The organism is Bradyrhizobium sp. 41S5 (assembly GCF_011516665.3).
Taxonomy (GTDB): Bacteria; Pseudomonadota; Alphaproteobacteria; order Rhizobiales; family Xanthobacteraceae; genus Bradyrhizobium; species Bradyrhizobium quebecense.
Genome location: NZ_CP083721.1, coordinates 2,137,026 through 2,149,192, shown reverse-complemented (window position 1 = coordinate 2,149,192; position 12,167 = coordinate 2,137,026). Strand labels below are relative to the sequence as shown.

At 65.1% G+C, this 12,167-nt stretch carries 13 protein-coding genes; 2 read left to right on the top strand and 11 right to left on the bottom strand.

Annotation, left to right across the window (positions count from 1 at the left end):
• Positions 1-3 precede the first annotated feature (3 nt).
• The 8 genes from HAP47_RS10145 to HAP47_RS10110 form a co-directional block, all read right to left on the bottom strand.
• On the bottom strand, positions 4-1,656 hold the full coding sequence (locus HAP47_RS10145; RefSeq protein ID WP_173638371.1) for an FGGY-family carbohydrate kinase: 1,653 nt from the start codon (positions 1,654-1,656) through the stop codon (positions 4-6).
• A gap of 27 nt (positions 1,657-1,683) precedes the next feature.
• Complete coding sequence (locus HAP47_RS10140) at positions 1,684-2,457, bottom strand: SDR family NAD(P)-dependent oxidoreductase (protein WP_173638372.1); 774 nt, start codon at positions 2,455-2,457, stop codon at positions 1,684-1,686.
• An 11-nt stretch (positions 2,458-2,468) separates the two neighbouring features.
• Positions 2,469-3,476, bottom strand: a complete 1,008-nt coding sequence (locus HAP47_RS10135; protein ID WP_173638373.1) for an ABC transporter ATP-binding protein — start codon at positions 3,474-3,476, stop codon at positions 2,469-2,471.
• A 16-nt stretch (positions 3,477-3,492) separates the two neighbouring features.
• On the bottom strand, positions 3,493-4,323 hold the full coding sequence (locus HAP47_RS10130) for a carbohydrate ABC transporter permease (RefSeq protein WP_173638374.1): 831 nt from the start codon (positions 4,321-4,323) through the stop codon (positions 3,493-3,495).
• Between the two features lie 4 nt (positions 4,324-4,327).
• A complete protein-coding gene (locus HAP47_RS10125; protein ID WP_173638375.1) occupies positions 4,328-5,200 on the bottom strand; it encodes a carbohydrate ABC transporter permease in 873 nt (290 codons plus the stop codon).
• A gap of 134 nt (positions 5,201-5,334) precedes the next feature.
• Positions 5,335-6,648: an ABC transporter substrate-binding protein gene (locus HAP47_RS10120; protein WP_173638376.1), complete on the bottom strand. Its 1,314-nt coding sequence runs from the start codon at positions 6,646-6,648 to the stop codon at positions 5,335-5,337.
• A 153-nt stretch (positions 6,649-6,801) separates the two neighbouring features.
• Positions 6,802-7,755: a sugar-binding transcriptional regulator gene (locus HAP47_RS10115; RefSeq protein WP_173638377.1), complete on the bottom strand. Its 954-nt coding sequence runs from the start codon at positions 7,753-7,755 to the stop codon at positions 6,802-6,804.
• Between the two features lie 9 nt (positions 7,756-7,764).
• Positions 7,765-8,430: an HAD family hydrolase gene (locus HAP47_RS10110; protein WP_173638378.1), complete on the bottom strand. Its 666-nt coding sequence runs from the start codon at positions 8,428-8,430 to the stop codon at positions 7,765-7,767.
• A gap of 115 nt (positions 8,431-8,545) precedes the next feature.
• Here HAP47_RS10110 and ybaL point away from each other — a divergent pair, with 115 nt between their 5' ends.
• Together ybaL and HAP47_RS10100 are read left to right on the top strand one after the other, a co-directional pair.
• Positions 8,546-10,279, top strand: a complete 1,734-nt coding sequence (gene ybaL / locus HAP47_RS10105) for a YbaL family putative K(+) efflux transporter (RefSeq protein ID WP_173638379.1) — start codon at positions 8,546-8,548, stop codon at positions 10,277-10,279.
• Between the two features lie 67 nt (positions 10,280-10,346).
• Complete coding sequence (locus HAP47_RS10100) at positions 10,347-10,580, top strand: hypothetical protein (protein ID WP_173638380.1); 234 nt, start codon at positions 10,347-10,349, stop codon at positions 10,578-10,580.
• A 5-nt stretch (positions 10,581-10,585) separates the two neighbouring features.
• Here HAP47_RS10100 and HAP47_RS10095 read toward each other — a convergent pair whose 3' ends face one another.
• The 3 genes from HAP47_RS10095 to HAP47_RS10085 form a co-directional block, all read right to left on the bottom strand.
• Complete coding sequence (locus HAP47_RS10095) at positions 10,586-10,810, bottom strand: hypothetical protein (RefSeq protein ID WP_016843345.1); 225 nt, start codon at positions 10,808-10,810, stop codon at positions 10,586-10,588.
• Positions 10,811-10,988: 178 nt separating this feature from the next.
• Positions 10,989-11,264, bottom strand: coding sequence for a chaperone modulator CbpM (locus tag HAP47_RS10090; protein WP_173638381.1), 276 nt, complete (start codon positions 11,262-11,264; stop codon positions 10,989-10,991).
• A complete protein-coding gene (locus HAP47_RS10085) occupies positions 11,261-12,163 on the bottom strand; it encodes a DnaJ C-terminal domain-containing protein (protein WP_173638382.1) in 903 nt (300 codons plus the stop codon). Before HAP47_RS10085 ends, HAP47_RS10090 begins: the two co-directional genes overlap by 4 nt.
• Positions 12,164-12,167 lie beyond the last annotated feature (4 nt).

Here is a 12,167-nt window from a genome sequence, read left to right as displayed (position 1 = left end):
TCCCTAAGTCGGCGCCGCACCGGGCGCCCGCTTCATCGCCTCGCGGCTGTCGCGATCCAGCTGCCGCAGCATCTTGTGCACGCCGCGCTTCCTGCGATGGAAATCGGCAAGCTCGGGCCTGGTCGGCTCGCTCAACCGTCCAACTGCCGACATGCCGGCCATCGCCGCATTGATCGAGTTGTACGCACCACTGGCGACCGCGCCCAGCATGGCAGCGCCGAGCAAGACGGGTTCTTGCGTCTGCGGCAGCGCCACCGTGTAGCCGGTGGTGTCGGCCATGATCTGGCGCACCAGGGAACTGCGGCTCGCGCCGCCGCCGATCACGATCGTCTTGCCGCTGACGCCGTGGGCCTGCAGCGCCTCGATGACGTCGGCGAGGCCATAGGCCAGCCCGCACAGGCCGGCGATGAACAACCGCTCCAGCGCCGAGACATCGGTGTCGAGATCGAGCCCCGCGATCACCGCGCGCGAGCCGGGATCGGCATAGGGCGACCGGTTGCCGAGGAATTCCGGCAGGACATGGATGTTGCGCGCGAGCAGTGCTGCCGCGCCGGCATTGCCGCTGCGCGCCAGGATGCGCCTTTCGAGATACTCGATGACATCGACGCCGTCGTTCCTCGCAGCGAGCAAGACCTCGCCATGCGCCGGGTGCGACTTGAGCAGGTGATCGATCGCGGCACCTGCCGCGGATTGACCGCCCTCGTTCAGCCAGAAGCCCGGCACCATGCCTTCGAAGTACGGACCCCAGACGCCGGGCACGAAGCAAGGATCGACGGTCGTCGCCATGATGCAGGCCGACGTCCCCATGATGTAGGCCAAACGCTGGCCGACATCGACGTCGGCGCCTGAGCCGTCACGGCCACCGATCGCGCCGACGCCGCCGGCATGGGCATCGATCAGCGAGGCGCCGACCGCGGTTCCCGGCACGAGGCCGAGGTCGCGCGCGGCATCTTCCGACAGCCCGCGGCCGAGCGGCGAGCCGGGCGGCACGATCTCGGTGCCGACGCGGGCAAAGCGATCGGCGGCGAGCGCCTCGAGCCCGACCCCCTTCAGGAACGGTTCGCTCCAGCCGCCCTCGCCCGCGACATAGGTCCATTTGCAGGTGACCGTGCAGGTCGAGCGCGCCAGCGATCCGGAGGCGCGGAAAGAAAGATAGTCGGCGAGATCGAAGAAATGCCCGGCGGCCTCGAAGGTCGCGGGCAGATGCCGCTTGAGCCAGAGGATCTTCGGAATCTCCATCTCCGGCGAGATGGCGCCGCCGACATAGCGCAGCACGCGATCACCGGTCGCATTGACGAATTCGGTCTCAGCCATCGCGCGGTGGTCCATCCAGACCACGACATTGCGCGCGGGATCGCCGGACGGGCTGACGGTGAGCGGCCGGCCGGCTCTATCGAGCACGACCAGCGAGCACGTTGCATCGAAACCGATGCCCTTGACCCGCTCGGCCGCGACCGCGGCCTCCCGCATCGCGTTGCGGACGGAGGTCACGCAGGCCGCCCAGATGTCATCGGACGATTGCTCGACGATGTCGCCGGGCTCATGCCAGACCCGGATCGGATGCCGGGCCGAACCCAATAGCTTCCCGGCCTCGTCGAATACCCCCGCCCGAGCGCTGGTGCTCCCGACGTCCACCCCGATATAGGCTTGCCGCATGGCCGCTCCGTCATCTCCGGCGCGAGCTTACCAGCAAGTGTAGCCGCCATCGACCAGAACGATGCTTCCGGTCATCAGGCTTGCCGCCTCGGAGGCCAGGAACAGCACCACGGAGGCGATCTCGTCGACCTGCCCCATCCGCGCCATCGGGGTTCCACCGATCCAGGCGTCATACATGCGGGGGCTGTTCTTCACGAAGGCGTTCAGCGGGGTCTCGATATAGGTCGGCGCCACGGCGTTGACGCGGACCCCGCGCGCGCCCCATTCGGCGGCGAGCGATTTGGTCAAATGATGCACCGCGGCCTTGGACGCATTGTAGAAGCACTGCTCCTGCGGCTTGTTGACGATGAAGCCGGACATCGAGCCGACATTGACGATGGTGCCGGACTTCGCCTTCAGCATGTGATTGCCGAACGCGCGGCAGCACCAGAAGGTGCCGTTCAGATTGACGTCGATGACGTTGAGCCAGTGCTCGTCGGTCACGGTCTCGGCCGGCGTCTCGCTGCGCGCGATGCCGGCATTGTTGACGAGGATGTCGACCTTGCCGTACTTGCGGACCAGTTCGTCGGCGACCGCCGAGACGCGCCCGGAATCCGTCACGTCCATCAGCGCGATATCGGCGTCGAAGCCCTTGGCTTTCAGCGCCGCCTGCGCGTCACTGGCGACCTTGGCGTCGCGGTCGCCGATGATGACCTTGGCGCCGGCTTCCGCGAGCGCCTCGGCGCAGGCTAGCCCGATGCCCTGACCGGCGCCGGTGATGATGGCGGTCTTGCCGCCGAGCCTGAATTTATCGAGATACATTTTCTTCTTCCTTACGCGTGGATCGACTTTCCGCTGTCGTCGAAACGATGGATGCGTGCCGGATCCGGGATCAGCGACACCCGATCGCCGGGATGCAGGTCGAGCTCGCCGACATAGCGCGCGGTCAGCGTTCCCAATGCCGCAGCGTCGACATAGAGAAAGGTGTCGCTGCCGAGATGCTCGGCGACCGCGACCGTGCCGTGCCAGCCGCCCTGCCCGTCGCGCTCGACCTTCAAATGCTCGGGCCGCACCCCGATGGTGGTCGCGCCCTGCTGCCTGGCGAGCTCGCCGGTGACGAAATTCATCTTCGGCGAGCCGATGAAACCAGCAACGAACAGGTTCGCCGGCTTCTCGTAGAGCTCGAGCGGCGAACCGTATTGCTCGATCTTGCCGCCGTTCAGCACCACGATCTTGTCGGCCATGGTCATGGCCTCGACCTGGTCGTGGGTGACGTAGATCGCCGTGGTGCCGAGTTGCTTCTGCAACCGCGTCACCTCGAGCCGCATCTGCACCCGCAGCGCGGCGTCGAGGTTCGACAGCGGCTCGTCGAACAGGAACGCCTTCGGCTCGCGCACGATGGCACGGCCGATCGCAACCCGCTGGCGCTGGCCGCCGGAGAGCTCGCGCGGCTTGCGCTCGAGATAGGGCGTCAGGTTGAGGGTGGCCGCAGCGGCCTCCACCTTGCGGTTGATCTCGTCCTTGGCGACCCCTGCCATTTTCAGGCCGAACGCGATGTTGCCGCGCACGCTCATATGCGGATAGAGCGCGTAGGACTGGAACACCATCGACAGCCCGCGCTTGGCCGGCGGCACATCGACCACGTTGCGTCCGTCGATCAGGATGGCGCCGCCGGTGACGTCTTCCAGCCCCGCGATCAGCCGCAGCAGCGTGGTCTTGCCGCAGCCTGACGGACCGACGAAGACGACGAAGGAGCCGTCGGCGATCTCGAGGTCGGCGCCCTTGATGATGTGGACCGGCCCGAATGATTTTTGCACACCCTGCAGCGTAATCTGACCCATGGCGAAAGCCCTTCTGCTACTTGACCGCGCCGAAGGTCAGGCCGCGGACAAGCTGCCGCTGACTGAACCAGCCGAGCACGAGAATGGGCGCGATCGCGAGCGTCGACGCCGCCGACAATTTCGCCCAGAACAATCCTTCCGGGCTCGAATAGGATGCGATGAACACGGTGAGCGGCGCGGCCTCGAGCGTCGACAGATTGAGCGTCCAGAACGCCTCGTTCCACGCCAGGATCAGATTGAGCAGCAAGGTCGAGGCGAGCCCCGGCACCGCCATCGGCGTCAGCACATAGATCAGCTCGCGCCCGATCGTGGCGCCGTCCATCCGCGCCGCCTCGAGAATGTCCTTCGGGATTTCCTTGAAATAGGTGAACAGCATCCAGATCACGATCGGCAGATTGCCGAGGCACAGGATGAAGACCAGGCCGCTGCGGGTATCGAGCAGGCCGAATGTCCGGTAGATCAGGTAGATCGGCACCAGCACGCCGACCGGCGGCATCATCTTGGTCGAGAGCATCCAGAGCAGCACATCCTTGGTCCGCTTGGTCGGCGAGAATGCCATCGACCATGCCGCCGGAATTGCGATCAGCATCGCGATCAACGTCGAGCCGCCGGCGATGATGATCGAGTTGAGCGCGTGGTGGAGGTAGTCGCTGCGCTCCTGCACCGTGACGTAGTTCTCCGTCGTCCAGTGGAAGAACAGGAACGACGGCGGGATCGCGAAAGCCTCGAGCTCGGTCTTGAAGCTCGCCAGGACCATCCAGAGGATCGGGAAGAAGATCAGGAAGCCGACCAGCCAGGCCGCCGCCGTCGAGATCACCTTGTTCCGTGTCGTGACCTTCCGCGCCATGAGGTTACGCCTCCAGATTCCGGCCGACGATACGAACGAGGAAGAACGCGACGATGTTGGCGAGCACCACCGCGACCAGGCCGCCCGCCGAGGCACTGCCGACGTCGTACTGGATCAGCGCCTGCGAATAGATCAGGAAGGCGATGTTGGTGGTCTGCAGGCCGGGGCCGCCGCCGGTGGTGACGAAGATCTCCGCGAACACCGTGAGCAGGAAGATGGTCTCGATCAGGATCACCACCGTGATCGGGCGCGCCAGGTGCGGCAGCGTGATGTAGATGAAGGTCGAGATTGCGCTCGCGCCGTCCATCTCGGCCGCCTCCTTCTGCTCCTCGTCGAGCGACTGCAGCGCGGTGAGCAGGATTAACGTCGCGAACGGCAGCCACTGCCAGGAGATGATCAGGATCACCGAGAACAGCGGCGCATCGTTGAACCAGTCGATCGCCGGCAGCCCGAACAGATGCGCGATCCAGGCGAACAGGCCCGACACCGGATGCATCAACAAGTTCTTCCAGACCAGCGCGCTCACCGTCGGCATCACGAAGAACGGTGCGATCACCATCAAGCGGACGATCGAGAGCCCGACCACCTGCTGGTCGAGCAACAGCGCCAGCGGCACGCCGAGGATGATCGTGATCGCGAGCACCGAGCCGACCAGCACCAGCGTGTTCTGCAGCGAGGCGAAGAAGGCCGGATCGGTCAGGAAGTAGCGGAAATTCTCCAGCCCGACGAAGGATTCGGAGCCTGGATCGAGCAGATTGTAGTGCAGGGTCGCGAAGTAGATCGTGAGCGCGAGCGGCACGATCATCCAGATGAACAGCAGCGCCACGGCGGGCGTGAGCAGCGTGCGTGCAAGCAGTTGGGTCTGCTGGGTCGCCATCCCCGCCTCCTTCTTAAGGAAAGGAGCGACCATCCCGCTGCGGGACAGGATGGTCGCAAGTAGCCCAGCTCGGGAGGTCTAAGCTGGTCGGGCGGCCAAGGCGCGTGCTGCGCCCTGGCTTTGTCCATGCCTGCTTATTTGATGTAGCCCGCGCGCTTCATCTCGCGCTCGGTCACGGACTGCGCAGCGGTGAGCGCCGCGTCGACTGACGTCGAGCCGGACAACGCGGCCGAGAACTGCTGGCCGACCTGGGTGCCGATGCCCTGGAATTCAGGGATCGCCGCATACTGCACGCCCACGTAAGGCACCGGCTTCACCGTCGGCTTGTTCGGATCGGCGGCGTCGATCGAGGCCAGCGTCAGCTTGGCGAAGGGCGCGACCTTCAGATAGTCGGGGTTCTTGTACAGCGAGGTGCGCGTGCCGGGCGGCACGTTGGACCAGCCGTCCTTCGCGGCGACGAGCTTGGTGTAATCCTTGCTGGTCGCCCAGGCGATGAACTTCTCGGCGGCATCGACTTTCTTCGAGCCGGCGGGGATCGCGAGGCTCCATGCCCACAGCCAGTTGGCGTTCTTGCCGAGCCCGGTGTTCGGCGCCAGCGCGAAGCCGACCTTGTCGGCAACCTTGGAATCCTTCGGGTTAGTCACCATGGACGCCGCCACCGTGGCGTCGATCCACATCGCACATTTGCCGGCGCTGAACAGCGCGAGGTTCTCGTTGAAGCCGTTGGACGAGGCGCCGGGAGGTCCGGCCTGCTTCATCAGGTCGACATAGGTCGTGAGCGTCTTCTTCCATTCCGGCGAATTGAACTGCGGCTCCCACTTCTCGTCGAACCAGCGCGCGCCGAACGAGTTGGACATCGCGGTCAGGAACGCCATGTTCTCGCCCCAGCCGGCCTTGCCGCGCAGGCAGATGCCGTAGACGCCGCCGGCCTTGTCGTTCAGCTTCTTGGCGGCATCGACCACGAAGTCCCAGGTCGGGCTTTCCGGCATCTTCAAGCCGGCCTTGTCGAACAGGTCGGTGCGATACATCACCATCGAGCTCTCGCCGTAGAACGGCGCGGCATAGAGCTTGCCGTCGACCGAGACTGCGTCGCGGATCTTCGGCAGCAGGTCGTTGACGTCGTAATCGGCGCCGAGCTTGTCGAGCGGCACCAGCCAGCTCTTCTTGGCCCAGATCGGCACCTCATAAGTGCCGATGGTGAGCACGTCGAACTGGCCGCCCTTGGTGGCGATGTCAGTGGTCACGCGCTGGCGCAGCACGTTCTCCTCGAGCGTCACCCATTTGACTGTGATGTCGGGGTTCTTCGCGGTGAATTCGCTGGTGAGCCCCTGCATGCGGATCATGTCGCTGTTGTTGACGGTCGCCACCGTCAGCGTGGTCTGGGCGATCGAGGGGGCAGAGATCAAAAGAGCAGCCGCGCCCGCAACGGCGCAAAGGACGTTTTTCAAGGTGACCTCCCTTATGTCACGTTGAGCATATGCCCACGTGTTGGGCGTATGTTCATCCCATCGTTAAAATTTGTCAAGCACGCGACTGCGCCGTCCCGCGCGATCGCGGGTTCCATTGCACGCTGGAAGGGTGGTTCCTGAAGAGAGAGCCGCTTAGCGGTCCAGCACCGCGCGCGCGGTGGCCTCATCGGTGATAAGGCCGTTGATCACCCGGCCCGCCAGCGCGGCCCTGATCGACGGCACCTTGGCGGCGCCGACGGCCGCCGCAATCGTGGTCGATACCGCGGGGATCTGCGGCGGAATGCTGGTCAGGCGCTTGTTGGTGCCGCCCTTGATCAGGCGGCCCTTGGCGTCATAGGCCCAGCCCGTCACCTCGCCGACAGCGCCGAGCCGCATCATCTCCAGCAATTCTTCGCGGGTGACGAAGCCGTCGACATGGACTTGCGCCTTCTGGTCCATCTGGCCGATACCGATCAGGCGCAGATCGGCCTTGGCGGCGACCGCCCTCACCCGCGCGATCGGATCAATGCGGATCATGCGGTTGCGCTCGTCCTCGCTCGACATCAGGAACGGCAGCGGCATCGGGTAATGCCGCGCGCCGGTGCGGTCGGCGAGCCGCCCGACCGTGTCGTAGAAGCTTGCCGAGCCGTCGGCGGAGATGTTGCCGACCAGCGAGACGATCTGATGATCGGGCCGCTCGATCGGCGAGACCCGCTCCACCGCGGCACGCACCGCGCGGCCGGTGCCGAGCGCCACGATCACAGGCGTCTCCGAGCGCAGCGTCATCTCCAGCAGATTAGCGCTGCGTTCGGCGATCCCGGCATTTGACAGCGGCGCCGCCGGATCCGTCGGCACGACGTCGCAATGCACCAGATCGAACCGCTCCTTCAGACGAGACGCCAGCTCCATGCAGGCTGCAATGGGGTGCTCGAGACGAAACGTGATCAGCCGCTCCGCCAGACACAGCGACACCAGGCGCTGCGCCGAGGCACGCGACACCTGCAGCATTTTTGCTATTTCGTCCTGGGTGTGGCCCGCGATGAAATACAGCCAGCCGGCGCGCGCCGCATCGTCGAGCCGAGACTTTTCGTTGTCGGGCGCAGCCATGATCGTGCGTCAGCCTTCGTTCCAGAAATCCGTCATCGCAGCGAAGATTCGATCCGCCCCGGCCTGCTCCAGCAGAGCACTGCCATCCGCCAACCGATAGTGGGCGCCACCAACAAATCCCCACACTTTCATACCCGCGGCCTTCGCCGCCGTCACCCCGCTGACGCTGTCCTCGATGACCAGCGTGCGGCGCGGCTCGGCTGCCATTTTGCCGGCGGCAAACAGGAATAGATCCGGCGCCGGCTTGCCATGCTCGACCATCTGCGCGGTGTAGAGCCGCTGTCCGAAGCTCGACGCAAGACCGGTCAGCTCGAGCGAGAACCTCACGCGGTCAAGATCGCTGGATGAAGCGACACAATACGGCAGGCGCAATTCCGCGAGCACGGCGGCGATGCCGACGATCGGCTTGAGCTGCGAGCGGAAGGTCTCGCGCACCTGGTGCGCCAATTCGGGCAGGAAGGTCGCAGGCAACGGCTTGCCCACGCCCCGGCAATAGTCAATCAGGGCCGCGGTGCTGCGCCCGAGGAAGAGTTCGAACGCCCGCTCGGTGCTCATCTCGATGCCGGCCTTCGCCATCGCCTCGGCGAGGCAGCGGCAGCTTAATTCCTCGCTGTCGACGAGCACGCCGTCGCAGTCGAAGATGACCAGATCGGTCTTGGGCAGCCGCGGATCCATTCCGGCATGAGATCATATGCTCACGCCATGAGCAATAGATCACAGTTCCGCGCGCGGAATGCCGCGCCTCAAATGGTCGCGGTGCACCGCCAACCATGCTGTGCGACAAGGCGAAATGCCGCATGACACACCTCTGATCGCGACCGTCGTCGCGGGCCTTGGACTCGCCTTCGTCTTCGGGACCATCGCCCAGCGCTTTCGGGTTCCGCCACTGGTCGGTTACTTGCTCGCGGGCGTCGCCGTGGGTCCGTTCACGCCCGGCTTCGTCGCCGATCAGGCGCTGGCAACCGAGCTCGCGGAGCTCGGTATCATCCTCCTGATGTTCGGCGTCGGCCTGCATTTCTCGCTGAACGACCTGCTGTCGGTGCGCGCGATCGCGGTGCCCGGTGCGATTGCGCAGATTGCGGTCGCCACACTGTTGGGCCTCGGCCTCGCGCTGTTGATGGGCTGGACCGTCGGCGCGGGCATGGTGTTCGGGCTCGCATTGTCGGTCGCAAGTACCGTCGTGCTGTTGCGCGCGCTGCAGGAGCGCCGCCTGATGGACACCGAACGCGGCAAGATCGCGGTCGGCTGGCTGATCGTCGAGGACCTCGCCATGGTGTTTGCGCTGGTGCTGTTCCCGGCGGTGGCGAGCTTCCAGGGCGGCGACAGCATCGCGCTCGTCGCCGACCCGCTCGCCACCCGCTTCGGCCTCGGGCTGACCGGCGTGCTGGCGCTGACCCTGATCAAGATCGCCGTGTTCATCGCGCTGATGCTGGTGGTCGGACGGCGGCTGATCCCGTGGGCCCTGCACTACATCGCGCACACCGGCTCGCGCGAGCTGTTCCGGCTGGCCGTGCTCGCGATCGCGCTCTGCATCGCGTTCGGCGCGACCAAGCTGTTCGGGGTGTCGCTTGCGCTCGGCGCCTTTTTCGCCGGGATGATGCTGCGGGAATCGCCGCTGAGCCAGCGCGCTGCCCAGGAAACCCTGCCGCTGCGCGACGCATTCGCGGTGCTGTTCTTCGTCTCGGTCGGCATGCTGTTCGATCCGTTCAGCGTGGTGCGCGAGCCGTGGCCGTTTCTCGCGACGCTGTTCGTCATCGTGGTCGGCAAGTCGCTTGCCGCACTGCTGATCGTCGTGCTGTTCCGTCATCCGATGGCGACCGCCCTGATGATCTCGGCGAGCCTTGCCCAGATCGGCGAATTCTCCTTCATCCTGGCGGAGCTCGGCGTTGCCCTCAATCTGCTGCCGAAGGCCGGCCGCGACCTGATCCTGGCCGGCGCGATCTTCTCGATCATGCTCAACCCGCTGGTGTTCGCGGTCGTCGACTGGCTGACCGCGCGGCTCGAGAAACCGCAGGCCGCCTCGCCGACCGTTGCGACCTCCAAGGCGATCCCGGTGACCGACTTGCGGGATCACACCATCCTGGTCGGCTACGGCCGGGTCGGCAGCATCGTCGGCGATGCCCTGCATCAGCGCAACGCGCCGTTCCTCGCGGTCGAGGCGTCCGACGACATGGTCGCAAGGCTCAGGCAGCGCGGGATCGAAGCCCTGATGGGCAACGCCGCGCGCGCCAGCGTGCTGCGCGCGACCAATCCGGCCGGCGCGCGATCGCTGGTCATCGCCATTCCCGAAGCGTTCGAGGCCGGGCAGATCGTCGAGCAGGCGCGCGCCGCAAATGCCGACATCCAGATCATCGCGCGCGCCCATTCCGACGCCGAGGTCGATCATCTGAAGGGCCTCGGAGCCGACATCGTGATCATGGGCGAGCGCGAGATCGCCCGCGGCATGATCGAGGAGCTCGATCGCGGGCATTCTGGTGTTGCCGCGCAAAATGCGGCAACCGCGAGGGAAGATTCCGCAGCCTGAGGTAACGGCGTCCACCGTCCAACACGGTGATATCAGCGCTTTGCGCGTGATGAAAGGAGATCAAGACATGGCGTTCAAGAGCCCGCACGTTTCGCTGGTGTCGTTCTCGGTCGAGATCGGCGCCGATGTCACAACCAATGTGATGCAGATCGAGACCGATCTGCATCTGAACACCCGTCATCCGAGCTATGACGCCGCGGCGATCGAGCGTCTGGTACGGGACGCGCAGTCCTATCTTGCCGGCAATGCCGACCAGATCACGCAAATCCGGTTGATCTCCAACCGCAGCGGCCAGACCTGACAAGATCAACCGCCGAGAAATGCCGGCGCCAGATCCTCCTGCACGATGATGTTGGCGGCTTCCGTCGTCAGCTCGCTGCCGACAAGGTCGAGATTTTTCGCGGCCTCGAACAGCATCGAGCGGACATCGTCCGGCGTCAGCACGCCCTTTGCGATCAGCTTGCGCACCAGCGCCTGCAAAATCAGAACATCGATCTCGCCATGGGCCAGCGGTGTCGGCTTGTCCGTCATGATCGTCTCCCAAGGCTGATCCAGAGGCTGAGGTTCGCCGCAAGCGAGGCGGCTAAGGCATGATCCAAAAAAGTGCGAAGCGGTTTTCCCTCGCGACAAACGCGAAGTGTTTGCGCGGAGATCATGCTCAAACAAAGAGCTAATGCGCGATGACGATTCAACCTAATCTCATCGCGCTCTAGCGCGGCGATGACGCGATATCCCTGTGCAACTCCTCGAACGCACGGCGCAAGCCATGCAGCTGGTCGACCAGATGGAGGATGACGTCGATCCCCTCGTCGTTGACGCCGAAGTCGCCCTTCAGATCCCGGATCAGACGCGCGCGCGCCACGTCGGTATCGGAAAAGCTGATCTCGTGCGCGGTCTCGTCCGGAACGAGCCATTGCTGCTCGATCCAGAACTCCAGGGTCTGCACCTCCAGACCCGCATCGATCAGGAACTGCTGCTTGTTCATGATGCACCATCATCGCGTGGATTGAATCCCTTGCGATCCCAGTTCGACACGAACGCCTCGAGCGCGGGATCGGGGCCCTTGGGCAGGACCACCTTGAGCTTGACGAACTCATCGCCATGACCGCCGCCGACCCGCGGCGCGCCCTTGCCGCGCAACCGCAGCGTCGTGCCGGTGTTCGAGCCCTTCGGAACCGTCATGGCGACCGCGCCGGTCGGCGTCGGAACGTTGACCTTGCCGCCGAGGACAGCCTCTGACAGCGAGATCGGCAATTCCAGCGAAATGTCGTCGCCCTCGCGGGTGAAGCGCGGATCGGGCCTGATCTCCACTTCGATCAGCGCGTCGCCAGAGGCGCCCTTGCCGGTGCCGCGCATGCCCTTGCCGCGCAGACGAATGACCTGGCCGTCGATCAGTCCCGGCGGGATCGTCACGTCGAGCGTGCCGCCGTCGGGAAGCGTCAGGCGCTTGCTCGCGCCGGCGATCGATTCGGCGAAATCGATCACGAGGCTGTAGTGCAGGTTGCGGCCGCGCCGGTTCGCCCGCGCCTGCTCGGTGCGCCGCAGCAGCTCGGCGAACGCGTCGTCCTGGTCCATATAGTCGGCATAACCCGAACTGTCGGCATAGGGATGCCCCCCATCCGCGGTGGCGAAATCCCGATAGTAGCGATGCTGTGGCCGCTCGGTGCCATCAGCGTCGATCTCACCGGCGTCGAAGCGCTTGCGCTTGTCGGCATCCGAGAGCAAATCGTTCGCCGCGGCGACTTCCTTGAACTTTTCTTCGGCCGCCTTGTCGCCCGGATTGAGATCCGGATGCAGCTTCTTCGCCAGCTTTCGATAGGCCTTCTGGATATCGGCCGAGGACGCCGTCGGGGCAACGCCTAGAACCTCGTACGGATTTCTCACAACC

Coding starts and splice junctions, on each gene's coding strand:
- ybaL (WP_173638379.1), top strand. CDS start 8,546: ATGCCGCATGACACACCTCTGATCGCGACCGTCGTCGCGGGCCTTGGA.
- HAP47_RS10130 (WP_173638374.1), bottom strand. CDS start 4,323: ATGGCGCGGAAGGTCACGACACGGAACAAGGTGATCTCGACGGCGGCG.
- HAP47_RS10140 (WP_173638372.1), bottom strand. CDS start 2,457: ATGTATCTCGATAAATTCAGGCTCGGCGGCAAGACCGCCATCATCACC.
- HAP47_RS10125 (WP_173638375.1), bottom strand. CDS start 5,200: ATGGCGACCCAGCAGACCCAACTGCTTGCACGCACGCTGCTCACGCCC.
- HAP47_RS10110 (WP_173638378.1), bottom strand. CDS start 8,430: ATGGATCCGCGGCTGCCCAAGACCGATCTGGTCATCTTCGACTGCGAC.
- HAP47_RS10145 (WP_173638371.1), bottom strand. CDS start 1,656: ATGCGGCAAGCCTATATCGGGGTGGACGTCGGGAGCACCAGCGCTCGG.
- HAP47_RS10115 (WP_173638377.1), bottom strand. CDS start 7,755: ATGGCTGCGCCCGACAACGAAAAGTCTCGGCTCGACGATGCGGCGCGC.
- HAP47_RS10090 (WP_173638381.1), bottom strand. CDS start 11,264: ATGAACAAGCAGCAGTTCCTGATCGATGCGGGTCTGGAGGTGCAGACC.
- HAP47_RS10095 (WP_016843345.1), bottom strand. CDS start 10,810: ATGACGGACAAGCCGACACCGCTGGCCCATGGCGAGATCGATGTTCTG.
- HAP47_RS10100 (WP_173638380.1), top strand. CDS start 10,347: ATGGCGTTCAAGAGCCCGCACGTTTCGCTGGTGTCGTTCTCGGTCGAG.
- HAP47_RS10135 (WP_173638373.1), bottom strand. CDS start 3,476: ATGGGTCAGATTACGCTGCAGGGTGTGCAAAAATCATTCGGGCCGGTC.